Origin of the sequence: Morococcus cerebrosus (assembly GCF_022749515.1) — a bacterium.
Taxonomy (GTDB): Bacteria; Pseudomonadota; Gammaproteobacteria; order Burkholderiales; family Neisseriaceae; genus Neisseria; species Neisseria cerebrosa.
On record NZ_CP094242.1, the window covers coordinates 1,438,325 to 1,463,016 of the forward strand.

25 protein-coding genes are annotated in these 24,692 nt (G+C 51.2%); 12 read left to right on the forward strand and 13 right to left on the reverse strand.

Annotation, left to right across the window (positions count from 1 at the left end):
• Positions 1-3 precede the first annotated feature (3 nt).
• Positions 4-396, reverse strand: coding sequence for a Cu(I)-responsive transcriptional regulator (gene cueR / locus MON37_RS06695; RefSeq protein WP_039410015.1), 393 nt, complete (start codon positions 394-396; stop codon positions 4-6).
• A gap of 147 nt (positions 397-543) precedes the next feature.
• Between cueR and MON37_RS06700 the strand changes: the two genes are divergently transcribed.
• From MON37_RS06700 to MON37_RS06715, 4 genes are all read left to right on the forward strand, one after another.
• Positions 544-753, forward strand: a complete 210-nt coding sequence (locus tag MON37_RS06700; RefSeq protein WP_003674677.1) for a heavy-metal-associated domain-containing protein — start codon at positions 544-546, stop codon at positions 751-753.
• Between the two features lie 99 nt (positions 754-852).
• Positions 853-3,018: a heavy metal translocating P-type ATPase gene (locus tag MON37_RS06705; RefSeq protein WP_039410020.1), complete on the forward strand. Its 2,166-nt coding sequence runs from the start codon at positions 853-855 to the stop codon at positions 3,016-3,018.
• A gap of 145 nt (positions 3,019-3,163) precedes the next feature.
• A complete protein-coding gene (gene ttcA, locus MON37_RS06710) occupies positions 3,164-4,123 on the forward strand; it encodes a tRNA 2-thiocytidine(32) synthetase TtcA (RefSeq protein WP_039410023.1) in 960 nt (319 codons plus the stop codon).
• 226 nt (positions 4,124-4,349) lie between these two features.
• On the forward strand, positions 4,350-4,838 hold the full coding sequence (locus tag MON37_RS06715; RefSeq protein ID WP_039410026.1) for a DUF456 domain-containing protein: 489 nt from the start codon (positions 4,350-4,352) through the stop codon (positions 4,836-4,838).
• Positions 4,839-4,909: 71 nt separating this feature from the next.
• On the opposite strand, the gene MON37_RS06720 is transcribed toward MON37_RS06715, so the two are convergent.
• The 3 genes from MON37_RS06720 to MON37_RS06730 all read right to left on the reverse strand — a co-directional run bounded on the left by MON37_RS06720 (position 4,910) and on the right by MON37_RS06730 (position 7,994).
• Positions 4,910-5,572, reverse strand: coding sequence for a YecA family protein (locus tag MON37_RS06720; protein ID WP_039410029.1), 663 nt, complete (start codon positions 5,570-5,572; stop codon positions 4,910-4,912).
• A 70-nt stretch (positions 5,573-5,642) separates the two neighbouring features.
• Positions 5,643-6,608 (reverse strand): IS30 family transposase, encoded by a 966-nt coding sequence (locus MON37_RS06725; RefSeq protein ID WP_242883558.1) that lies wholly within the window; start codon positions 6,606-6,608, stop codon positions 5,643-5,645.
• A 132-nt stretch (positions 6,609-6,740) separates the two neighbouring features.
• Positions 6,741-7,994 (reverse strand): D-alanyl-D-alanine carboxypeptidase family protein, encoded by a 1,254-nt coding sequence (locus MON37_RS06730; protein ID WP_036492615.1) that lies wholly within the window; start codon positions 7,992-7,994, stop codon positions 6,741-6,743.
• Between the two features lie 215 nt (positions 7,995-8,209).
• Here MON37_RS06730 and ilvA point away from each other — a divergent pair, with 215 nt between their 5' ends.
• A complete protein-coding gene (gene ilvA / locus MON37_RS06735; protein WP_039409512.1) occupies positions 8,210-9,736 on the forward strand; it encodes a threonine ammonia-lyase, biosynthetic in 1,527 nt (508 codons plus the stop codon).
• Positions 9,737-9,847: 111 nt separating this feature from the next.
• On the opposite strand, the gene MON37_RS06740 is transcribed toward ilvA, so the two are convergent.
• A complete protein-coding gene (locus MON37_RS06740; protein WP_003755523.1) occupies positions 9,848-10,654 on the reverse strand; it encodes an outer membrane protein assembly factor BamD in 807 nt (268 codons plus the stop codon).
• Here MON37_RS06740 and rluD point away from each other — a divergent pair.
• The 6 genes from rluD (at position 10,653) to yciA (ending at position 14,561) form a co-directional block, all read left to right on the forward strand.
• A complete protein-coding gene (gene rluD, locus MON37_RS06745; protein WP_039409510.1) occupies positions 10,653-11,777 on the forward strand; it encodes a 23S rRNA pseudouridine(1911/1915/1917) synthase RluD in 1,125 nt (374 codons plus the stop codon). The genes MON37_RS06740 and rluD overlap by 2 nt on opposite strands.
• Before the next feature lies 1 nt (position 11,778).
• Positions 11,779-12,360: a hypothetical protein gene (locus tag MON37_RS06750; RefSeq protein WP_242883560.1), complete on the forward strand. Its 582-nt coding sequence runs from the start codon at positions 11,779-11,781 to the stop codon at positions 12,358-12,360.
• A gap of 73 nt (positions 12,361-12,433) precedes the next feature.
• Positions 12,434-12,772 (forward strand): hypothetical protein, encoded by a 339-nt coding sequence (locus MON37_RS06755; RefSeq protein ID WP_242883561.1) that lies wholly within the window; start codon positions 12,434-12,436, stop codon positions 12,770-12,772.
• Positions 12,773-12,902: 130 nt separating this feature from the next.
• A complete protein-coding gene (locus MON37_RS06760) occupies positions 12,903-13,193 on the forward strand; it encodes a hypothetical protein (RefSeq protein ID WP_039409506.1) in 291 nt (96 codons plus the stop codon).
• Between the two features lie 52 nt (positions 13,194-13,245).
• The gene (gene pgeF, locus MON37_RS06765) at positions 13,246-14,019 is read left to right on the forward strand and encodes a peptidoglycan editing factor PgeF (protein WP_039409503.1); all 774 of its coding nucleotides are present in this window, start codon (positions 13,246-13,248) and stop codon (positions 14,017-14,019) included.
• A gap of 104 nt (positions 14,020-14,123) precedes the next feature.
• Positions 14,124-14,561, forward strand: a complete 438-nt coding sequence (yciA, locus tag MON37_RS06770) for an acyl-CoA thioester hydrolase YciA (protein ID WP_003742967.1) — start codon at positions 14,124-14,126, stop codon at positions 14,559-14,561.
• A gap of 112 nt (positions 14,562-14,673) precedes the next feature.
• Here the strand turns inward: yciA and MON37_RS06775 are convergent, their stop codons facing one another.
• The 8 genes from MON37_RS06775 to MON37_RS06810 form a co-directional block, all read right to left on the reverse strand.
• Positions 14,674-15,771, reverse strand: a complete 1,098-nt coding sequence (locus tag MON37_RS06775; protein WP_039409499.1) for an NnrS family protein — start codon at positions 15,769-15,771, stop codon at positions 14,674-14,676.
• A 295-nt stretch (positions 15,772-16,066) separates the two neighbouring features.
• Positions 16,067-16,690, reverse strand: coding sequence for a CadD family cadmium resistance transporter (locus MON37_RS06780; RefSeq protein ID WP_039409496.1), 624 nt, complete (start codon positions 16,688-16,690; stop codon positions 16,067-16,069).
• A gap of 309 nt (positions 16,691-16,999) precedes the next feature.
• Positions 17,000-17,692, reverse strand: coding sequence for an ATP-binding cassette domain-containing protein (locus MON37_RS06785; protein ID WP_209283357.1), 693 nt, complete (start codon positions 17,690-17,692; stop codon positions 17,000-17,002).
• Positions 17,692-18,489 carry an ABC transporter permease gene (locus tag MON37_RS06790; protein ID WP_039409492.1) on the reverse strand — a complete coding sequence of 266 codons (798 nt, stop codon included), beginning with the start codon at positions 18,487-18,489 and terminating at the stop codon, positions 17,692-17,694. Before MON37_RS06790 ends, MON37_RS06785 begins: the two co-directional genes overlap by 1 nt.
• Positions 18,490-18,580: 91 nt before the next feature.
• Positions 18,581-19,651 carry a hypothetical protein gene (locus MON37_RS06795; RefSeq protein WP_039409490.1) on the reverse strand — a complete coding sequence of 357 codons (1,071 nt, stop codon included), beginning with the start codon at positions 19,649-19,651 and terminating at the stop codon, positions 18,581-18,583.
• Between the two features lie 28 nt (positions 19,652-19,679).
• Positions 19,680-20,504, reverse strand: a complete 825-nt coding sequence (locus MON37_RS06800; RefSeq protein WP_039409488.1) for a hypothetical protein — start codon at positions 20,502-20,504, stop codon at positions 19,680-19,682.
• Between the two features lie 476 nt (positions 20,505-20,980).
• Positions 20,981-21,958: an ABC transporter substrate-binding protein gene (locus MON37_RS06805; protein ID WP_039409486.1), complete on the reverse strand. Its 978-nt coding sequence runs from the start codon at positions 21,956-21,958 to the stop codon at positions 20,981-20,983.
• A gap of 323 nt (positions 21,959-22,281) precedes the next feature.
• Positions 22,282-23,166 (reverse strand): DMT family transporter, encoded by an 885-nt coding sequence (locus tag MON37_RS06810; RefSeq protein ID WP_039409484.1) that lies wholly within the window; start codon positions 23,164-23,166, stop codon positions 22,282-22,284.
• 293 nt (positions 23,167-23,459) lie between these two features.
• Between MON37_RS06810 and MON37_RS06815 the strand changes: the two genes are divergently transcribed.
• Entirely contained in the window at positions 23,460-24,467 is a 1,008-nt protein-coding gene (locus MON37_RS06815) for an IS5 family transposase (protein WP_242883562.1), read from the forward strand.
• Positions 24,468-24,692 lie beyond the last annotated feature (225 nt).

Below are 24,692 nucleotides of genomic sequence, written 5' to 3' on the forward strand. Positions count from 1 at the left end.
CGCCTAACGCTCCTCCAGCCCGGCCAAAATCGCACAATCCGGGCAGTCGTCTCCCGCGCAGGCATCGTGCCAGCGTTGCAGCTCGGCCACCATGCCCTGCAAGCGTTCGATTTTGGCTTCCAGCTCGGCGATGTGCCGCGCGGTGAGAGTTTTCACTTCGCGGCTGGTGCGCTGCGGATTGTGTTGCAGGCTCAAAAGCTGCCCGATCTGCGGCAGCGAAAAGCCCACTTCCCGCGCATGGCGGATAAAGCGCAGCCGGGCAAGGTCGGCCTGTCCGTAGCGGCGGTAGCTCGCTTCGCTGCGCGCGGCCGGGGCGATTAGGCCGTGCTTTTCGTAGTCGCGGATTTGTTTGGCGGAAAGGCCGCTCTCGGCCGCGGCCTGGCTGATGTTCATCATGATGCTTGACCTTTACTTCGGGTGAAGCTTTATAGTGGTGGCACTCAGCGGGAAAGCAAGAGCAGACCCATCATTTCAGGCTACCTGAAAGCTTTGGCTGCAACGGACTTTAAAACCTCAGCCTCATTCCAACAGAAAGGAAACCCTATGCAAACCATCACATTAAACATCGAAGGCATGACCTGCGGCGGCTGCGTGAAAAGCGTTACCAGCATCCTCGAAGGCGTAAACGGCGTGGACAAGGCCGAAGTGAGCCTGGAAAACAAGAACGCCGTCGTGGAATTCGACCCCGCCCAAACCAACCCCGCCGCGCTGATAGAAGCGGTGGAAGACGGCGGCTTTGATGCGGCTTTGTAAATCGAATCGCAACAAATCGACTGCAACACCCCAAAGGCTACCTGAAAACCCTGCTCCGCTTTTTTCAGGTAGCCCAACCACATTCAGAAGGAAGAAACCATGCAACAAAGAGTCCGTTTCCAAATCGAAGGCATGACCTGTCAGGCCTGCGCTTCGCGCATTGAGAAAGTGTTGAACAAAAAAGACTTTGTCGCCGAAGCGGGGGTGAACTTCGCCAGCGAAGAGGCGCAGGTGGTGTTTGACGACAGCCAAACCTCCGCCGCCGACATCGCCAAAATCATCGAGAAAACCGGTTACGGCGCAAAAGAAAAGACAGAAGACGCGCTGCCACAGCCCGAAGAAACAACGCATGTAAGCTGGCGGCTGTGGCTTTTGCTGGCAATCAATATCCCGTTCCTTATCGGTATGGCGGGCATGATGATTGGTCGGCACGATTGGATGATTCCGCCGTTGTGGCAGTTCGCATTGGCGAGTGTGGTGCAGCTTTGGCTGGCAATCCCGTTTTACAAAAGCGCGTGGGCGAGTATTAAAGGCGGGCTGGCGAATATGGACGTACTCGTTACCATCGGCACGGTGTCGATTTATCTGTATTCCGTCTATATGCTGTTTTTCAGCCCGCACGCAGCGCACGGCATGGCGCATGTGTATTTTGAAGTAGGCGTGATGGTGATTGGTTTTGTGTCGCTGGGTAAGTTTTTGGAACACCGCACCAAAAAATCCAGCCTGAACAGCTTGGGCTTGCTGCTGAAACTCACGCCGACTCAAGTCAACGTGCAACGCGATGGCGAATGGAAACAACTGCCCATCGACCAAGTGCAAATTGGCGACCTAATCCGCGCCAACCACGGCGAACGCATTGCCGCCGACGGCATTATTGAAAGCGGCAGCGGCTGGGCGGACGAGAGCCACCTCACCGGCGAATCCAATCCCGAAGAGAAAAAGGCGGGTGGCAAAGTGTTGGCGGGCGCGCTGATGACCGAAGGCAGCGTGGTGTACCGAGCCACACAGCTCGGCAGCCAAACCCTGCTCGGCGACATGATGAATGCGCTCTCCGAAGCGCAGGGCAGCAAAGCGCCGATTGCGCGCGTGGCGGATAAAGCGGCGGCGGTGTTCGTGCCTGCCGTCGTGGGCATCGCGCTTTTGACCTTTATCGCCACTTGGCTGGTTAAAGGCGATTGGACGGTGGCGCTAATGCACGCCGTTGCCGTTTTGGTGATTGCCTGCCCGTGCGCGCTCGGTTTGGCAACGCCTGCCGCGATTATGGTCGGCATGGGCAAGGCGGTGAAACACGGGATTTGGTTTAAAGACGCGGCGGCGATGGAAGAAGCCGCCCACGTCGATGCCGTCGTGTTGGACAAAACCGGCACGCTGACCGAAGGCAGGCCGCAGGTTGCCGCCGTCTATTGCGTGCCCGACAGCGGCTTTGACGAAGACGATTTGTACCGCCTCGCCTCCGCCGTCGAACAAAACGCCGCCCACCCGCTCGCCCGCGCCATCGTCTCCGCCGCCCAAGCGCGCGGTTTGGAGATTCCCGCCGCACAAAACGCGCAAACCGTCGTCGGCGCAGGCATTACCGCCGAAGTCGAAGGCGTGGGCTTGGTAAAAGCGGGCAAAGCCGAATTTGCCGAATTAAAGTTGCCTGAAAACCTTTCAGACGACGTCTGGCGCATCGCAAGCATCGTCGCCGTTTCCGCCAACGGCAAACCCATCGGCGCATTCGCACTCGCCGACGCGCTGAAAGCCGATACCGCCGAAGCCATAGACCGTCTGAAAAAACACGGCATCGACGTTTACATCATGAGCGGCGACAACCAAGGCACGGTCGAATACGTCGCCAAACAACTGGGTATCGCACACGCCTTCGGCAACATGAGTCCGCGCGACAAAGCCGCCGAAGTGCAGAAACTCAAAACTGCCGGCAAAACTGTGGCAATGGTCGGCGACGGCATCAACGACGCACCCGCGCTCGCCGCCGCCAACGTCAGCTTCGCCATGAAAGGTGGAGCGGACGTTGCCGAACACACCGCATCTGCCACACTGATGCAGCATTCAGTCAACCAGCTCGCCGATGCCCTGCTGGTATCGCAGGCAACTTTGAAAAACATCAAGCAAAACCTGTTTTTCGCTTTCTTCTACAATATCTTGGGCATCCCGCTCGCCGCGCTTGGCTTCTTAAATCCCGTCATCGCAGGCGCGGCAATGGCGGCAAGCTCGGTTTCGGTGTTGGGCAATGCGTTGAGGCTGAAGCGGGTGAAGATTGAGTAATATAGTCGCGTAATATAAAGCAAAGGTCGTCTGAAACCCCTTCCCTCTTTCAGACGACCTTTCTTTTCTAATATGCGGTTTCCAAACACTTTTTGCGGTACAATACCGCCCTTAAATTTTTCCTTATTTCAAAGCACAGACCGCCATGTCCAAAAAAACCAAGCAAGAATTAGAGAACAACAAACTCAACAAACGCCTGCGCCACGCCGTCGGCGACGCGATTAACGATTTCAACATGATTGAACCGGGCGACAAAATCATGGTCTGCCTCTCCGGTGGCAAAGACAGCTACGCCCTATTAGACATCCTGCGCCAGCTCCAAGCCAGCGCGCCGATTGATTTCGAACTGGTTGCCGTCAATCTTGACCAAAAACAGCCGGGCTTCCCCGAAGAAGTGCTGCCGACCTATCTCGAAAGCATAGGCGTACCGTACAAAATCGTCGAAGAGGACACCTACTCCACCGTTAAACGCGTATTGGACGAAGGCAAAACGACTTGTTCGCTGTGCAGCCGCCTGCGCCGCGGCATCCTCTACCGCACCGCAAAAGAATTGGGCTGCACCAAAATCGCCTTGGGACACCACCGCGACGACATCCTCGCCACCATGTTTTTAAATATGTTTTACGGCGGCAAACTCAAAGCCATGCCGCCCAAATTGGTGAGCGACAACGGCGAACACATCGTCATCCGCCCGCTGGCGTATGTGAAAGAAAAAGATTTGATCAAATATGCCGAACTGAAGCAATTCCCAATCATCCCTTGCAACCTCTGCGGCTCGCAGCCCAACCTGCAACGCCAAGTCATCGGCGATATGCTGCGCGATTGGGACAAACGCTTCCCCGGCCGTATTGAATCCATGTTCTCCGCCCTGCAAAACGTCGTACCCTCCCATCTTGCCGACCCCGAGCTTTTCGACTTCGTCGGTTTGGAACGCGGTCAAACCTTGAAACACGGCGGCGATTTGGCGTTTGACAGCGAAAAAATGCCCGAACGCTACTCCGATGGCAGCGAAGAAGACGAAAGCGAAATCAAAATCACCCCGTCCAAACCCGAACGCAAAATCATCAACATTCTGGCAAACAAGCCGAAAACTTGCGGCGCATAAAACAAAAATCCGGATGCCTTGTCCGGATTTTTTATTTCTTTGCACAAACCTGCCTTGAATCATCAGGACGTGCAACCATAATACGGTAAGTCGCATAATACGGTAAGTCGTCTGAAAACTGGGATTTTACGGGAAAGACGATACAAACCGTTCTATTTTAATCCGCCGCAAAACAAGCTCAGCGTGCTTCGCATACCCTTTTCCCTTCCATCAAAAAAGGACTGTTATGACTGCCATTTTCATCCTGCTCGGTTTAATCGCCATCTGTGTCGGACTGCTCGGCACGGTTTATCCCGCTATTCCCGGATTGGGATTGATGTTCGGCGGCGCATGGCTGCTTGCCTATGCCGGCGATTACCAGATTTACGGTACAAACACCTTAATTTTTCTTGCCGTTGTCGCTGCCATCGGCACGGCGATGGATTATGTCGCAGGCGCATTAGGGGCAAAATATACAGGAGCCACTAAAACAGCAGTTTGGGGGGCACTGATTGGCGGTATTGTCGGCGCGTTTTTCTCCATTCCCGGGCTGTTGTTCGGTCCGCTCATCGGCGCGGGTACCGGGGAATTCTTGGCGCGCCGCGATATGTGGCAGGCGGGCAAAGTCGGGCTGGGGACGTTTATCGGCTTCATCATCGGTACGGTCGCCAAAATCGGTTGCGCCTTGACGATTGTAATGACCCTGCTTGTTATATGGGCGGCAAGCTGGTTTTAACCTGATCATTGTAAAGGTCGTCTGAAAACCTTTTTTCAGACGACCTTTTGATTTTTTACCTGATCGGAAAGTTATCCCTTACCGCAACAAGCTTTGTATTTTTTACCGCTCCCGCAGGGACAAGAATCGTTTCGCCCGATTTTTTCGCCTTCGCGACGTACGGTTTGCGGTTTGTTGATAATTGCCTGCCAATACCAGTAAATATCGAGCAGGACGTGCGGCAGGTCGGATTCGAGCTGTGAGAGTTCTTTTTCAGTCAGGTGCAAAATGATTTCACCGTTTTGCTCTTCATCATAAATGCCGCCCAAAGCCATGATCGGATAGAACAGGTCTTCAAACTCCTCCTGATCGACCGCTTCAAACCAATCGGTCGGCACGACATCCAAGGCATACAGATAGGCGTTACACCAAGTGTACACGTCGGGATTGCCCGCTGCATCTTCGTAAAGCCACAAATCGGGCAACATTTTACTGCCGAGCTTGATACGCAAATCAGCCGCCAGCGCCATCACCAAACGCTCGATTTCGGTACGCTCTTTCGCGTCAAACAATGATTCTTCACCCAACACTTCAGGCAGCCAATCGTTCGGATTCAAGGCATCGGGACCACTCAACAAAGCCATCATAAATGCCTGTACCTCATCGCAGCGCATGGTGTTGTGTTGTTCCGATTTGGCATCGAGCAGCTGCATCAGGCGCACGCGGGATGCTTCGTCAAATGCTTGTAATTGCATGGTTTTTCCTTATTTTTAATGATATATCCGTTATCCGAAAGGTCCTTGGATTCGGATTTCAAGTGCAACACTAGGGTACCAGTGGTTGGAACAGATTTAAGAATAAAACACTTGGCGTTTCGTAGCCAAGTGTTTTTCTCGGCCGGTGGTTCAACTCATCTTGAACCCTGCGTATCTCCCGATCGCTGATGTTTCGGAAATCGGTTTGTTTGGGGAAATATTGCCGGATGAGTCCATTGGTGTTCTCATTCAGCCCTTTCTCCCAAGAATGGTAAGGGCGGCAAAAATAGGTTTCCGCCTTCAATGCTTTGGCTATTTTGGTGTGTTGGTAGAACTCTTTGCCGTTATCCATGGTAATGGTGTGGACTCTGGCTTTATATGCCTTTAATACCCTAATGGCCGCCCGGGCAGTGTCTTCGGCTTTTAAGTTCTTCAATTTGCAGATGATGGTGTAGCGGGTAGTGCGTTCGACCAAGGTCAATAACGCGCTTTTCTGATTTTTGCCGACGATGGTGTCGGCCTCCCAATCGCCGATGCGGGTTTTCTGGTCGACGATAGCAGGTCGGTTCTCTATGCCGACGCGGTCGGGCACTTTGCCTCTGGTCCATGTGCTGCCGTAGCGTTTGCGGTAGGGTTTGCTGCATATTCTGAGGTGTTGCCACAAAGTGCCGCCGTTGCTTTTGTCTTGGCGAAGGTAGCGGTAAATGGTGCTGTGATGGAGTGTGATCCCGTGGTGTTTATGCAGGTAGGCACATACTTGTTCGGGACTGAGTTTGCGGCGGATAAGGGTGTCGATGTGTTGAACCAGCTGCGAATCGAGCTTATAGGGTTTTCGCCGGTGCTGTTTGGTCAGCCGGCTTTGCTTCTGTGCTTTTTCGGCGCTGTATTGCTGTCCTTGGATGCAGTGCCGCTTGATTTCTCGGCTGATGGTGCTTTTGTGGCGGTTGAGCTGTTTGGCGATTTCGGCGATGGTGCAGTGGCGGGACAGGTATTGGATATGGTATCGTTCGTCTTGGGTCAGTTGTGTGTAGCTCATGGCAATCTTTCTTGCAGGAAAGGCCGTATGCTACCGCATACTGGCCTTTTTCTGTTATGGAAAGTTGCACTTCAAATGCGAATCCGCCGTCGTCTGAAAACCATTTTCAGACGACCTTTTCATCAATCCTGCCTATTTCGAACTGCTGCCGAACAAGCCTTTGAACCACAATACGATATCATCCCACATCCGTCTGAACCAGCTGCCTTCTTCAACGGAATGGAGGGCGACGACGTTTTTCTCGGTAATGACTTTGCCGTCTTTGACGATTTTGAGTTTGCCCAAGGTTTGACCTTTGCGTATCGGGGCGATAACGGGCTGGACGGTTTCTAAAATCGGTTTGATGTTTTGTCCGGCATCGTGGGGAATCGTGATGTACACGTCTTCGAGGAAGCCGACGTTCACCGATTTGCTGCTGCCTTTATAAACTTTGACCTTGGAAATGATTTCGCCGCCGTTGTAGAGCTTGGGCGTGTCGAATGCCTGCAATGCCCAGTTGAGCAATTTGCCGCTTTCGGACGCGCGGGCTTCGGTGGAATCGGTACCGACAACGATGGAAACGATGCGTCTGCCGTTGCGTTTGCTGGAAGCGGCAAGGTTGTAGCCTGCGCTTTCGGTGTGTCCCGTCTTCAGACCGTCCACATTGGAATCGCGGTAGAGCAGGAGGTTGCGGTTTGGCTGTTCGACATTGTTGTATTTGAAGGATTTAATCGAAAATACGGGATAGTATTTCGGATAATCGTGTATCAGCGCGGCGGAGAGGATGGCTAAATCGCCGACAGTGGAAACGTGGCCTTCGGCAGCCAATCCGGTCGGATTTTTAAAGTGGGTTTTGGTCATGCCCAAACGCTTGGCTTCGTCGTTCATTTGTTGGACGAACGCATCCACCGAGCCGCCTCCCATGGCTTCGGCAAGCGTGGTGGCAGCATCGTTGCCGGATTGGACAATCATGCCTTTAATCAAATCGCTGACGCTGGCGGGGACTTTGGGACTGAGGAACATCCGCGAGCCTTCGATTTTCCAGCCTGCATCGGACACGGTCAGCATTTGGTCGGCGCGCAATGTGCCGTTTTCCAAAGCCTTGAACGCGAGGTAGGCGGTCATCATTTTGGTCAGCGAAGCGGGTTCGATTTGGGTGTCGATATTGCCGGAGGCAAGCACTTGATGGCTTTGCAAATCGGTAACGATGTAGGCGGCAGCGGCAATGGCAGGCGGCGCATCGGGGCTGTTGATGCTGGGCATCATGGCTTCGGGTTGGGATGCGGCGGCGGGTGCAGGCTCGGAAGCGGCAACAGCAGGGGCTGCGTTGTTTTTAGCCGCTTGCGGCGCGGCTTGCGCGGCGGCAATCATCATTGCCGCGATCAATACGGATAATGTTTTTTTCATCGGGATGTGGTGCGGAAACAGAAATAAAAACAACCGCGTCGTGCGGTTTGGCACAAAAGGCAGTCATTATACCGCCGCAACTTCGCTTTGCTAAGATTTTTCTTGATTTCAGACGACCTCGAGGGTATGGTTTTACCTTTCCGCCGTTTTGTTGGCAAAGTTTGACGCGGGCGGCGGACACTCCTTTTGAAAATAATCCTCCGGCACACAAAACCATGAACAACCGCCCCTCTTATTCCGATTACCTCATCCGCATCCTGACCGCCTCCGTTTACGACGTTGCCGTCGAAACGCCGCTCGAACCTGCAATCGGGCTGTCACGTCGTCTGAACAACAACGTCCTGCTCAAACGCGAAGACCTGCAACCCGTGTTTTCCTTCAAAATCCGCGGAGCGTACAACAAAATGGCGAAGCTGCCCAAAGAAGCGCTCGCCTGTGGCGTCATCGCCGCCAGCGCGGGTAACCACGCACAAGGCGTCGCACTTTCGGCACAACGTTTAGGCTGCCGCGCCGTCATCGTCATGCCCGAAACCACGCCCAAAATCAAAATCGACGCCGTCAAAAGCCGCGGCGGCGAAGTCGTCCTCAAAGGCGTTTCCTACAACGATGCCTATGATTACGCGATGGAGTTGGCAGAAAAAGAAAAACTGACCTACATCGCCCCGTTTGACGACCCCGACGTGATTGCCGGACAAGGCACGGTCGGCATGGAAATCGTGCGCCAGCGTCCCGACGACATCCACGCCATCTTCGTCCCCATCGGCGGCGGCGGACTGGCAGCGGGCGTTGCCGCATTCGTCAAACAAGTCCGCCCCAGCATCAAAGTCATCGGCGTGCAAACAAACGACTCCTGCTGCATGAAGCAATCCGTCGAAGCCGGAAAAGTCGTCAGCCTCAAAGACGTCGGCCTCTTCTCCGACGGTACCGCCGTCAAAGTCGTCGGCGAAGAAACCTTCCGCCTCTGCCGCGACCTCTTGGACGACATCATCACCGTCGATACCGACGCCATCTGCGGCGCCATCAAAGACATCTTCGACGACACCCGCAGCATCACCGAACCCGCAGGCGCGCTCGCCCTTGCCGGCTTGAAAACCTATGCCGCACGCAACCGCATCCAAAACCAAACCCTCATCGCCGTAACCAGCGGCGCCAACATGAATTTCCACCGCCTGCGCCACGTTTCCGAACGCAGCGAATTGGGTGAAGGCAACGAAGGCATTTTCGCCGTTACCATCCCCGAAGAACGCGGCAGCTTCCTCAAATTCGTCAACCTGCTCGGCAGCCGCAACATCACCGAGTTCAACTACCGCTACGGCGATGACCAAAAAGCCCACATCTTCGTCGGCCTGCAAACCGCAGGTTCCCAAGACCTCGCCGTCATCAGCCGCCAGCTGACCGAAGCCGGGCTGCCCAATGTCGACCTGACCGACGACGAAATCTCCAAAATCCACATCCGCTACATGGTCGGCGGACGCACAACAAAAGTCGCCCACGAACGCTTAATCAGCTTCGAGTTCCCCGAACGCCCCGGCGCACTCGCCCGCTTCCTCAACCACATGCAGGGCGGCTGGAACATTACCCTCTTCCACTACCGCAACCACGGCGCCGACTACGGCCGCATCCTCGTCGGCATCGACGTCCCGCCCGGCGACAATCAAGCCTTCGAAAACTTCCTCGAAAGCCTCGGTTACAGCTATCAGGACGAAACCCAAAACGCCGCATACCGCCTGTTCCTTGCTTGATTGGAAGATAGAATAAAGGTCGTCTGAAACCCTGTTTGATGGTTTCAGACGACCTTTCATCTTTCGGACAACCGATACCAATCCGTATCAACTGTCCTGAATTTGATGTGCTTAACGCCAGTAGCGCCACCAAGGCATATCGTTCGGTTGCCATTGGTGTTGCAGGAACGGGCTTTGCGGGAAGTTGGTTTCCAAGACGCGGCGGGTGTCGGCGGCGAGTTGGGGTTTGTCCAGTTTTTTGTAAGCCAGCTCCATCATAGCGAGCGATTCTTCGACGTAGCGGGTATTTTGGTAACGCTCGACGATTTTTTGGGCGCGGTTGACTGCGGCGAGGTAGGCGCCGCGTTTCATGTAGTAGCGGGCAACGGAGATTTCGTTACCGCCCAAAGCGTCCACCAGTTTTGCCATGCGCTCGGTGGCGTCGGCGGCGTATTTGCTCTCCGGATAGCGTTGTACCAATTCGGCAAACGCTTGGTATGCGCTGCGGTTGGCTTTAGGGTCGCGGTCGGACCAGTCTTGGGAGGCGAGTTTGTTGAGGAAGGATTGGTCTTCGTTGAACAAAACCAAGCCTTTGAGGTAAAGCGCGTAATCCATATTCGGATGTTGCGGGTGATGGCGCTGGAAGCGGTCGATGGCGGCGAGGGCTTTTTCAGGCTCGTCGTCTTTGTAATAGGCGTATGCGGTGTCCAGTTGCGCCTGTTGCGCGTAGCGGCCGTTGGGGAAGCGGGATTCTAAAATTTCGTATAACTTGATGGCTCGCGTATAATTGCTGCTGTTCAACTCGTCATGCGCTTCGGCATAGAGTTTTTCCACGTTCCAATCTTGTGTGATTTGCGCGTCTTTATCGACCGTACCTTTATTGCTTGCACAGGCACCCAGTGCCAGACTTAACGAAACTACTAAAAGAATTTTTTTCATGCAGAATACTTCCTTTGATAATGAAGCCGATTATAGCGACGATTTAGACTTTACGTCAGCCCCCGAAGCAGAAAGTTGTGTTAATTTGACTGTTCCGCTGGAGCTTGCGGGCGGGCGGCTGGATGCAGTGTTGGCAAAGCTCATGCCTGATTATTCGCGCAGCCGCCTGACATCGTGGATTAAAGAAGGCGCGGTTATTGTAAACGATAAGCCTGCCCAACCCAAAGACAAAATGATAGGCGGGGAATCCGTCAGCGTAACGGTACGTCCGAGCGAAGAGAATCTCGCGTTCAAACCCGAAGCAATGGATTTGGATATTGTGTACGAAGACGATACCGTCATCGTCGTCAACAAACCCGCCGGACTGGTTGTCCACCCCGCCGCAGGCAACTGGACGGGGACGCTGCTTAACGGCCTGCTGGCGCATTGTCCCGAATTGAGCCAAATTCCGCGCGCGGGCATCGTCCACAGGCTCGACAAAGAAACCAGCGGCCTGATGGTGGTCGCCAAAACCCTGCCCGCACAAAATTCCCTCGTGCAACAGCTTCAAGAGCGCACGGTCAAACGTATCTACCGCGCCGTCGCCAACGGTATTGTTCCCTTTGACGGCAAAATCGAAACCCAAATCGGACGCGATCCGCACAACCGCCTGAAAATGGCAGTCGTCAAATTCGGCGGCAAACCTGCCGTGACACACGTCAAAGTGTTGGAACGCTATCTTGCCCACAGCTACATCGAATGCTCGCTCGAAACAGGCAGGACGCACCAAATCCGCGTCCATATGCGCGAAGCCAACCACCCGCTTGCCGCCGACCCCGTTTACGGCAACCTGCGCCATCCGTGCAGCGAACCGGTAAAAGAAGCCGTTAAAAGTCTGGGCGCGCGTCAGGCTTTGCACGCCTACCGCTTAAGTTTCGTCCATCCGAAAACCGGCGAAACCGTCTCTTTTGAAGCCCCGATTCCCGACGATATCTACCACTTGCTCTCCGTCCTGCGCCTCGAAGCAGGCTTGGATTCGTCTTTGAGCAACGAAGAAGAATGGCAGGACAAACTCGGCACGGATGACGATGATGATTGGAACGAAGACGATTACGATGTCGAAGTGGTCTATGTGAGGGATTAAGGTGTCTTCTTTGGATTTGGTAAATCTTGCACAAATGGACGGCAAAATGCAGTGGCTGGCGGGTTACGGCAATTTGTCGTCTGAAAAAACATACCGACTTGCCACTAAAGCTGCCATCGTTTCCATGATTGCGCTACCCGTATGGGTGGGTATGTTGATTATGGAGGATATGGAGATTCTGAACATAGGCTCCGGTTTCTTCTTCCTGTCATTTCTTTTGATAATGATTTTGCCCTTCCTGTATTTGTCTCTATCATCCAAAAAAAGAGCATTGGAAAAATTACAGGATGAGTCTTGGCGATACGACCCTGTCAAACGTGTACTGACGCATTGGGAAGGCAGCGAAATCGTTATGGAATATCCTCTTTCTGAGAATGACCACTTATCAATAATCAGATGGAGAAGCAAAGGCTACAGAGAATCTTTTACGTTGGAATATCGCCGTCCATATCCCGCACCATACGTTCAAATTTTGACTTTTATTTATAGCAAGCCGTCAGACAAAAAAGATTTCGCGGCTGCCGCACAAAATATTGCCAAGCAGATGAATCTGCCTTTAGATGAAAACGGTTTGTACAACTAGTCTGATCAGACTTTTCATACCAATATCGCATTCAATATATCGAGAAGTCGATTTAAAACGAGTAGCTTAGGAGATGATGATGAGTCATAAGGAGCAAGTTTGGCGAGATGCTTTTAGATTAGACGATTTATCTGAAATTGACGGGAATTTTTTATTGGCAATTACTGCTGCAAAAAAAGAATTTGATGGTTATTCGCAAGGTAAATGGAATCTGAAAAACTATATTATTTGGTTAAGAATTTCCGAAAATAGAGAATTTGTTAGTATCAGTTTTATTCCAAAAACAGATGAAATGGTAGGCGGGATATTTTTTGAAATTCCTTATAGAGGAGAATATAAATACGGTCGGGGTTATAAATTTTATTACCGACTGGAAGATACGGAATTATTGGAAGTAGTGGGGATGCGTTAGTACGCAACTTTATTATTTTTGATGACCTTGATTACTTTCTAAGGTAGATGGGAATATTTGGCGATACGGTTGATAAAGCTTACTTGCCATACTGAATGGTCAATTTAAGGTAGAGGATTTAGGTGCCGGCATGAGTTATCAGGAAAAAGTTTGGAGAGATGCTTTTAAATCTGATTATTTATTTGAATTAGATGGAAGCTTGTTATTGGTAATGGCTGCGGCTAAAAAAGAATTTGATCGTTATTTGCAGAATCAATCGGATTTGAGGAACTATACTATTTGGTTCAATATTTCCGAGAATAAAGAATTTGCCTGTATCAGTTTCCTGCCTAATCAAGGAGAAGATAAGCATGGTCGGGGTTATGACCTTTATTACCGATTGGAAAACACAGAATTATTGGAAGTCGTAGAGATGCGTTAATACGAAGCCGATAGACACATTCTTTCAAACCTTTCCTTACTCAGATAAAAACATGAAAACCATCACAGAAACCTTAAACCTCGCCCCGCAAGGCAAAAATTTCCTGACAGCCGATTGGCCTGCGCCCGCCAACGTAAAAACCCTGATTACCACCCGCAACGGCGGCGTGAGCCAAGGCGTGTATCAAAGTTTGAACCTCGGTTCGCACGTCGGAGATGATCCCGATGCCGTGCGCCGCAATCGTGAAATCGTGCAGGAACAGGTCGGGCTGCCCGTTGCCTACCTCAATCAAATCCATAGCACCATCGTCGTCAACGCTGCCGACGCATTGGGCAACACACCCGACGCAGACGCTTCGGTGGACAACTCGGGCAAAGCCGCCTGCGCCGCGATGACTGCCGACTGCCTGCCTGTCTTGTTCTGCGATAAAGCCGGTACGGTCGTTGCTGCCGCACACGCGGGCTGGCGCGGTTTGGCGGGCGGCGTATTGCAAAACACCATAGCCGCAATGAATGTCGCGCCCGTCGAAATCATGGCATATCTCGGCCCTGCCATCGGCGCGGACGCGTTTGAAGTCGGACAAGACGTGTTCGACGCATTTTGTGCCCCCATGCCCGAAGCGGCGGACGCATTCGAAGACATCGGCGGCGGTAAATATCTTGCCGATATCTACGCGCTGGCGCGTTTGGTTCTGCGCCGCGAAGGTGTGGACATGATTTACGGCGGCACACACTGCACCGTCCTGGAACGTGACACTTTCTTCTCTTACCGCCGCGACGGACAAACCGGCCGCATGGTCAGCCTGATTTGGTTGGAACAGGCATAAAAAAATCGTCTAAAACGCCCCATCCTCTTTCAGATGACCTTCGCAAGACTTAATCCGCCAACATTCAAACCCACCCAATCCGCACCGCTCAAAAGGATATTCTCATGACTCAAAAAAACGAACACCGCTCCCACCCTCAAGGCGAGCTTCTGCTGCGCACCGTCGCCATGCCGCAAGACACCAATCCCAACCAAGATATTTTCGGCGGCTGGATTATGTCGCAAATGGATTTGGGCGGCGGCATTTTGGCGGCGGAAATCGCGCAAGGCCGCATCGTTACCGTCGCCGTTCAGGAAATGAACTTCATCCGCCCCGTTAAAGTGGGCAACGTGGTTTGCTGCTACGGACGCTGCGTGCGCGTGGGCAATACTTCGCTGCAACTGAAAATCGAAGTTTGGGTGAAAACGCTGATGAACGACCACCTGACCGAAGACCGCCAACTCGTTACCGAAGCCGTCTTCACCTACGTCGCCATCGACAGCGAAGGCAACACGCGCCCTATTCCCAAAGAAGGCAATCCGAAACTGCAAGGTCTGATTTAAACCCTGATTTAAGCAAAGGTCGTCTGAAAACCCATATTGGAGATTTTCAGACAACCTTTTGACTTAAGGCGATACAGGGCTTGCGATTGAATGGGGAATGAAGCAGAAACACTCATTCCGGATCGTCCGTAAACGCATTCGCCCGAAAGATTGGTACGAACGTCAACAGATAAAGCACGAACACGGCGGCGGTCAGAATCGCGGGGACGATGATGAAGAATATCGGATTCACGTTCATTAAAACAGCGCGCGAGACGGCGGCGGCGAAGAGGATGGGGACGGCGATGCGGCAGAGTTTGGGGTAGTCGAGTTTGGTAAAACCGCTGTGCCACAGTCCGGCGGTCAGCCACACCATCATCACGCCGCCCATCATGCCGCCGAGGGTAATCAGGTGCAGGGGCGCGGAGGCGGGCAGGTTTTGCAGTTTCGCCGCGCCTGCCCACAAATAACCTGCGGCGGCAAAGAGTTGGAGCAGGTAATAGGTGCGGACGTAGTGTTTACGCAGGAGTTCGTGATGGTGAAGCTCACGCAGTTTGGCGAGCAGGATGAAGCCGACGGCAAGCGCGGTAAAGCCGGCGGTTTGCGCAGGCAGCCAAAGTTCGGCGGCGGCGTGCAGCAGCAGGAAGGTGATGGCGATGTTTTTATAGACGACGTTGGGGATGAATACGGGGTCTTTCAGACGGCATTCTTTGAGGGCTTCCGCGCCCAAAAGGACGCTGACGCGGACGGATACGAACATGACCGCCGCCATGTTCAGATGCACTTGCGCGCGCAACAGGTTCAAATCGCCGCTAACGGCATAGGCTGTCTGAAAAACGGTGAACGCGGCAAGCAACATCAACAAGGCGAAGTTGTCAGTATTGCGGTCGAGCCAAATCAGCCAAGCGCAGAACAGCAGCAACACCAGCCAATAGGCGGCAACGAAAAACGAAGCGGTTTGCGGCGCAAACGGCAGCAGGACGGATGCAGCGAGCAACAGCGCCGCCAAGACGGTGGCAACGGGTTTCAGACGACCTTTATAGCCCGTCCATTCGAGCATGGCGGCAGTCAGAAAACCGCCGTATGCCGCAGGCAGCATGAGTTCCAAGAAGATTTGGCGGTGCAGGACGATGGCGCCGGGGCTGATGAAAAACACCAACGCGCCGAGTATGGCAAGCACCGCCGCGCCGACAAAAAACGGCCGCATGGGGTGGGTGAAAAATTTATTCATGGCTTGGCTTAATTCTGCATGAAGATGCTTTCGGATACGGATTTATTGGGCGGACAGGACCGTATCTTTTGCCAAAGAGGCAAGCCTGCGGCTTGCTTGCCCTCTCCCTAGCCTTCTCCCACGGGGAGAGGGAATTGGGCTGTCGAGCCTGAACATTTTCAGGTTTACCTGCCATCTAATTCCCAATCCTGCACTCTTTGATTTTCAGCAACTTGATTCCCTCTCCCCGTGGGAGAGGGTTAGGGAGAGGGTAACGAACCGCAAGGTTTGTTAGATACTCAAATGCCCGTATCATTCATATTATTGATATTATTGATATTATTGTTTGAATTGTATGATTTTCAATAATAATAAATAACCCTAAACCAATATAAATAACAGCCATTATCCAACGACTAAACTTCTCTACAATTTCACCAACACCTGAAATATTAGCCAATCTTTGTGCTGTATATACTAAAACAAAAATCAATATTAAAAATACAAGAAGAGTAACTAATAAGTCGACAAGATCTAAAGTCACAAAGTAAGGAACAAAAAGTCCAATATTATCTGCACCACAACTAGCAACTGTAACCAAAGCAACAATACCGACTAATTTTGACAACCCTTTTTCATCCAATTCTTTTTTAGCTCTTTTTTCGCCCTCACAATCGTCGTAAATAGCAACTTTAATACCTAAGTAAATCGGTATTAAACCTAATAAACCCAACACCCATTTTTCCGGAACATAATGCAAAACAAAAGCTAGAAATAAACTAACTAATATTAAAATTACAGAACCTAAATATTGTCCGATATAAATATCTCGATATTCTTTTCTAGTATTTGCTCTAGCAAAAAATATTAATAGTATTACCAACAAATCTACTGCTGTAGCAATATATAAAACAGCAGCAGTAATCACAGTCGAAAACATAAAGCACCTCATAATGAATCCCCTGCCTCCTTGGCACCACGGCTTTTTCAAAAACCGAATCGCGTTCGGATAACAGATTCGTATCTTTCGCTAAAGAGGCAAGCCTGCGGCTTGCTTACCCTCTCCCTAGCCATCTCCCACGGGGAGAGGGAATTGGGCTGTCGAGCCTGAACATTTTCAGGTTTACCTGACATCTGATTCCCAATTCTACGGCTCTCTGATTTTGAGAAACCTGATCCCCTTTCCCCGTGGGAGAGGGTTAGGGAGAGGGCAACGAACCGCAAGGTTTGTCAGAAATTTAAATTCCTATCACTCATAATAATGAATCCCCTGAAACTCTCTTGCCACCACGGCTTCTTCAAAAGCCGAATCGCGTTCGGACAGCGGCGTAGGCAGGGTAATCACGTTTTGCACGTTCATGCCCTTAGTGGAAAGCAGCATGATTTCATGGCTCAGGCGTGCGGCTTCGAAGCGGTCGTGCGTTACCAGCATACACGCCATGCCCTGCCGCTCGATTTTTTCCACCAGCATGGCAACCAAAATATCGCGCAAATCGCGGTCCAACCCGACAAACGGCTCGTCCAGCAAGGCAAGGTCGCAGCCGCACAACAGCAGGCGCAAAAACGCCACCCGTTTCGCCATGCCGCCGGACAATTCGGTCGGATATTTGTTCAAATCGCCCGCAGTCAGCCCGACTTTCGCCGCCAGCGCGACGATTTCGCCTTCATCGGGTTTGTCCATAAAAATCGCGATATTCTGCATCGCGGTCAGGTTTTCCGGCAGGCGGTTTTCCTGAAACAGAAAACCCGTTTTACGGAAAGTATTGCGTATCGTGCCCGATTTCGGCGTTTCCAAGCCCGCAATCAGCCGCAAAACCGTCGTCTTGCCGCAGCCGCTCGGCCCGAACAAGGCTTTCACTTCGCCATGTTGCAGGTTCAAACTGAAATCGCGCACGATGGGGTCGCGGAGAATTTCAAAACGCACGTTTTCAAGACAGAGCATCATCTCCTCCACGGCATAAACAAAATTTCCAAAGGCTTGGTAATCAGGTATTCAAACAGCGACACAAACACGATAACCAGCACCACATAAGCCATCACCGTCGAAGTCTCCAGCATCGCCCTCGCGTCCGCAATCCGCGCGCCCACGCCTTCGCTCGCGCCCAAGAGTTCCGCCATAATCACCACCTTCACCCCCATCGCCACCGCCACGCCGATGCTGGAAATCACATAGCCCGTCAGATGCGGGATATACAGATAGCGGATTTTTTTCAGACGGCCTAATTTATAAGCGTCAAACAATTCCTCATGCTGCTTGTTCACACTCGCCATCCCGACCGCCGCACTCGCAAACGTCAGCGGCACAACCAACACAATGATGGTAAACAACACGCTCGGATTGCCGAAACCGAACCAAAACAGAGCCATCACCACCCAAATAATCGGCGGCATCGCCAACAAAACCGTAATCACAGGCTTGAGCAACGCCATCGCCGTCTTAAAACTGCCCGCCACCAGCCCCGCCGCCAATCCCGCCGCCAGCGCAACCGAAATACCCACCACCGACCGCCACAGCGAAATCCCGATTTCGTTTTCCTGAAAATGTTTCAATAAATCCAAAGACTTTTGAAACACCTCCACCGGCGCAGGCAGCATAAACTCACCGAACACGGCACTGCCCCACGCCCACAACGCTACCACCACCATCGCCACACTCAGACCGGCAAAGCCGCTCCAAAGGTAGTCGATGATGTAAAACACCGCAGGCTGCGGTTTGCGGATTTTGTCGGTTTTAATCATGGTTTGAGTGTTGGTTGGTGGGGATGGTCTGGGAACGGTAGGTCGTCTGAAAAAATGCTTACCTACTTCTCAGGCGACCTATCCGATATTTTTAAGACAAACTGATTCCTCGGGAGCGTTCCTGCTGCACCATTTCCTGCTGTTGTACTGAAGCCAGTTCCGCCTGACGGACTTCTTCTCTGTATGCAGCCACTCCTTTCTCATATATTTCACTGCTGCCTGGATTCTCTGCCAACAACTGTTTGGCAAACGAACCGTCTGTATCGTTCAGCAATCCGTTAACGATATACTTGAACCTTTCTTCCGCAGATTGGGGGCAGTTTGATTCCGCAACTTCGATACTGTTTTTCCCCGTATCCTGACTGTCCATTCCTGCGTAAATTCCTTGCTCTAAAGAGGTGCTCATTGCCAACCACTCCTTTTGTTCGACAGCGTCTTGGGCATCTGCAAACGTTTTGGAAAGCGAACGCCATTGTGCCGCATGTTTCAGCCAGCCCAATGCCCGCTTTTGATCTTCTGCATCAACACGTCGGGCGCCTGCCGCATACCCGTGAACAGGCACATTATATGGAGTAATGGATTTAGGTTGTGGCTGATATTTGCCATTTTTATCAACTTCGATCGAACCGTCAGCAAAATCGGCAACGGTCAGGTATAGCGAGGCACTCGCCGCCACTGCATCCGGCCCGTCTCCCTGAGTCTTGGCAAGATCCTGCCATACTCTTTCCTGTGTCTCTTTACCGTGCCCGTATTTGGCCAGCAGGCGCATAGGTTCTTCAAGCGTCCAATTTTCAATGCTCAAATCGTGTTTGATAAATACTTTCCTATGAAATTCTCGGATTCCCTCAAATTTAACATCGGTATCGGTTTGCCCCGTTTGCTCCATTTGAACGGCTAATGCGTCGAGATAGCCTCGGGCCATATCGATACGGATTTCATTCAGCTTGCCTTCACTGAATTTTCGCCCCGAGGTTTCCGTCATAAACAGAATAGCAGCTTCGCCAGTTACGGTATCGCCTTTGGCGACACCTTTTGCCCAACCTGCATAGTCGTAACCTTTGGATAAAAGTTCTTCATAAACACGGATGGCTCCCTGTACATGGTTTCTGTCTATCATATCCTGATAGCGTTTTATATCCTGCAAATTAATCGATTGCGGCATTTTTATTTCCTTTCTGTGGCAAAGTTAATCAAATTTTTCTTTCAGGATGCTTGGCATTATCTTCAAACTCTTCCAATATTTTTTTTGACTGCTTTTCCATTTCCCGCCAGTCTTTCAAATAAAATTTGCTGTATGAGGCACGGAAGTTAATATATAGACTGTCTTTCCAGAAAAAGTCATGTGTACATGGCGGGTTAATTGATTCATTTTTATTATTGTTAAAACAGGAAATGTAGGTAATTACATTTCCATTCTTATCTCTACCGATAAACAGGTTATCAGAACCTCCCAATGAATGTTCTGCCAACGGTTCGTATTCTTCCAAGCCATACACTGTCTTGCCTGTGCTGCGGTATGTATATGGAGGAATATTATCTTTATCCAAATTCCTTTCCAGCCGCTTGGTCAAAAAATTCGACGGCCAAGGTGTTTTATCCGCATGATAGCTGAACTCCACCCAAGGGTTTTCCGGCTTTTTCGCACTGTCGTAGTAATCGTACGCCGTCTGGTTGCGTACATCATAAATCTCATCCGTTTTCAGGTTCCATATAACTAAAAATCCGGTCAGGGGGGATTCTAAGGTTCGAGGCGGCGGATCATAGGTTTCCCATTCCTTCGACAAACCACTCGGCGTGTCTTCGTAACTGACAACGGGGCCGGGGGTAATGTATGACGAAAAACGGATAGGGATTCCCCCAAAATTGCCGACCGTATCATGATGCGGATAGGGATAACGACTCTCTTTTTGATCAAATACAGCCTGTGCATCGTTTTTTTGTGGCGGACTGCAAGCGATTAAAAACGGCAACAGGCAGAAGGCGGCATATACTTTTCTTACGGTAAAATATTTCATCAACTATTCCTTATTATCTGCTGTAAAAGTTAAAGTTTTATAGGTTAGATCATAATCAGAAAATCCGAGGGTTATTTACAAAAATTGTAGCAAACGTAAGTTGGGTCATGACCCAACATTTTAGACAGTCCGACGGTTTTGCTAGTTTTGGCAACACAACTCACGGCACCACCCGCCGTCATTCCCACGCAAGCTGGAATCCAGAAGTTTGACGTTGCTGCAATTTTAAAACATTCCTGCAATATCAGAGACTGGATTCCCGCCTGCGCGGGAATGACGGCTATTTATATACTGTTCTGACTGTTATCTGAATAGGCCGTCTGAAAAAAGTAGGTCGGATACTCGTATCCGACAGCCCCCATTTAGCCGAAATGTCGGATTCAAGAATCCAACCTACGCTACTAATAGGTCGTCTGAAAAGGGTATATTGGATTCCCCAATACAACCTCCCCCTTTTCAGACAACCTCTCCTCCCTTTAAGCCAAGAAAAACCCGTTATCCGGCAGCTTGCCGCCCAAAAGTTTCGGGTTGAACTGCATCAGGATTTCGTAAAACTTCAAAATCTCGTTCTTCACTTCGCTGCCTTTGGTTACCGTCAGCCGCGCGCCGTCCAAGCCCATGACTAGGGCGGGTTCGGGGGCGGGGAGGTAGTTTTTGCCGATTTTCGCGGCGCTTTGGCGGTTGGCAAGTATCCAGTTGAGCGCGTTTTTCAAATCCTGATGGAAGATGTCGAACTGCGCCTTGTGCGCGTGGAAATATTCTTCGTTGGCGATGATGCCTGCCATCGGAATCAGCGGTTTGGTGTCAAACGCCTGCCCCCATGCTTTCACTAAGTCAAAGCCGCGCACGACGTTCACGCCCATGGTTTTGCCTTTGAGCATACCCGCGCTCGCCATCGGTTCGGGCAGGATGGCGGCGTGGTAGTCCTTGCTCAAAAACAGTCCCACCGCTTCCGGCGGCGTGGTGGTGTAAGTGATGCCGACTTTGTGCGCGTCGATTTTCAGTTTTTTCAACAAGGCTTGCAGCACGATGTCGGGCATGTCGTTTTTAAACGGCACGAGGATTTTTTTGCCGACCAAATCCTGCGGCGAGGCAATCGCGCTGCCTTTGCAGATCAACTGCGTGATGCCGTTGGTCAAAATATTCACCATACCGACTTTCTGCCCTTGGTTGCGCAGGTTTACGCCGACATTGCTCGGACTCATCATCACTTTAAATTGCCCGCTCGCCACGCCCGCGCGAAGCTGGTCGGGCGAACGCCAAACCTTGAGCGACACATCCGCCTGCTTCGCCAGCTTGCCTTGCAACGCCGCTACGGCAATGGTGACGCTGGGCAACGCCGGCGCGCCGTAAATGGTAAATTGCTCTTTCCCCGCCGCCAACAGCGAGGGTGAAACGCCTGCCGCTGCCAGCGCGGCGGTCATTTTTAAGAAATCACGTCTTTTCAGTTCCATTTTCCAATCTCCTGGTTAGGTAGCGCGGACTTCAGCCCGGCTGTTTAACAGAATCCTTCTAAGATGGGTTTGAGCTACGCCAAACATAGGAATGGACACACCACAGCCTATCTAGATCCGCAACTCTGTTTTACCATCTATATTCTGATAATAATTTTTATTCATTATGCTATTAAAGAAAATGGAAGTAAAGGCACGATTGTTCTGACATCCGTTTATATATAGAAACGCAAATCTTTTTCGGCATCACACCTATCAATAATATTGAAATAAAAGGTCGTCTGGAAACGGTTTTCAGACGACCTTTTATTTCCCAATACGGCTTAATTTGTGTTTTTTTGTTTTAAAGAACCAAGATAAATCGCCGACAAAGTCAGAGCAACACCAAACCACTGTAAAGTGTTAATCGGCTTGTCCAACCAAAAATAATCAATCAGTAAAGCGGCAACAGGTTCAGAAAGCAGCAGCAAACCGGTTAAAGACAGGGAAAGCAGCGGAATTGCATAGGCAATCATCCCCCACGCCAAACATTGCATGACCACGCCGTATATCAAGACCAAGCCTATATCGCGCCATTGCGTCGGATATAGGGCGTTACTGTCGAAAATCAGCGCGGGAACAATCAGGGACAACGCGCCGCCGAAACTCAAAACCATCATCATTGGGAAAAGCGCTACCCTTTCAACTTCATGCGTTTTGCGGACGAACACCATAGACAATGCCAAAAGCCCGCCCGACGCGATTCCGCTGACAAAGCCCCATAAGGCGTGGGCATTGTGGTTGAACTCGGGACTGCCGATTAGGACAATCCCGCCAACTGCCAATATCAGGCTCAAAACTTGCAGGCTGTTCAAGCGTTCTTGAAAAAAGAAAAATCCGATGGCGGACAGAAAAAATATCTGCAAGCTGTTGAGCAATGTGGAAATCCCGGGTCCAACCGCATATACGCTTTCATGCCACAATGACAAATCAAACGCCAGAAATATGCCGGACAACATGGCATATTTGACCGCCCTTCTGCTTTTAGGCAGCTTTTGCCCGAAAAAACGGCAGAGCAGCCAAAACACGCCCGCCGCAATCAGCAACCGCCAAAATGCAACTGCATACGGGCCTACGGGGACGAATCTGACGATCAGGCTTCCCAGCCCGAATAAGACGCAGCCGAAGATGAGAAATGGTGCTGCATAAGAGTCGGAACGGATATTCATGAACTTACTCCGCAACGGATTGGCATGAGGATTTAAAGTGATGAAAAGGATTGTGCATGGTAACGCGAATCCGAAAGAATAATAAGTAGGTGCAATATCTTATTTCTCCTCCAGTTTCTCCTGAGGAAAATCAGTACGCTTCAGAAATTTAACATACCGGCTGGGTTTCAAAATAAAGCCGCTTCCCGCATAGATAACTATAAATTGGCAATGATGGAAATCTGCTTTCAGAGACCTTTGCAAAATTCCCCAAAATCCCCTAAATTCCCATCAAGACATTTAGGGGATTTCCCATGAGCACCTTCTTCCAGCAAACCGCACAAGCCATGATTGCCAAACACATCGACCGCTTCCCATTATTGAAGTTGGATCAGGTGATTGATTGGCAACCGATCGAACAATACCTGAACCGTCAAAGAACCCGTTACCTTAGAGACCACCGCGGCCGTCCCGCCTATCCCCTGTTGTCCATGTTCAAAGCCGTCCTGCTCGGACAATGGCACAGCCTCTCCGATCCCGAACTCGAACACAGCCTCATCACCCGCATCGATTTCAACCTGTTTTGCCGTTTTGACGAACTGAGCATCCCCGATTACAGCACCTTATGCCGCTACCGTAACTGGCTGGCGCAAGACGACACCCTGTCCGAATTGCTGGAACTGATTAACTGCCAACTGGCCGAAAAAAACCTAAAAGTAGAGAAAGCATCCGCCGCCGTCATTGACGCCACCATTATTCAGACTGCCGGCAGCAAACAGCGTCAGGCCATAGAAGTCGACGAGGAAGGACAAGTCAGCGGCCAAACCACACCGAGTAAGGACAAAGATGCCCGTTGGACAAAGAAAAACGGCCTCTACAAACTCGGTTACAAACAACATACCCGTACCGATGAGGAAGGCTATATCGAGAAACTGCACATCACTCCTGCCAATACCCATGAGTGCAACCATCTGTCCCCTTTGTTGGAAGGCATTGCCGAAGGTACGACCGTCTATGCCGACAAAGGCTACGACAGCAAGGAAAACCGGCAACATCTGAAAGAGCATCAGTTGTTAGACGGCATTATGCGCAAAGCCTGCCGCAACCGTCCGCTGACGGAAGCGCAAACCAAACGCAACCGATATTTGTCGAAGACCCGTTATGTGGTCGAACAAAGCTTCGGTACGCTGCACCGTAAATTCCGCTACGCCCGGGCAGCCTATTTTGGTCTGCTCAAAGTGAGTGCGCAAAGCCATCTGAAGGCGATGTGTTTGAACCTGTTGAAAGCGGCCAACAGGCTAAGTGTGCCTGTTGCAGCCTAAAAGGCGGCCCGGATGCCTGATTATCGGGTATCCGGGGAGGATTAAGGGGGTATTTGGGTAGAATTAAGGAGTGATTGGGGGCGGAAACAGCCGAAAACAGCCGAAAACCTGTGTTTGGGGTTTCGGTTGTCGGGGGAAAAGGAATTTTGCAAAGGTCTCTTTCAATTTATTCCGCCGAAAAGCCAAAGGTCGTCTGAAAACTGATTTTCAGACGACCTTTGGCTT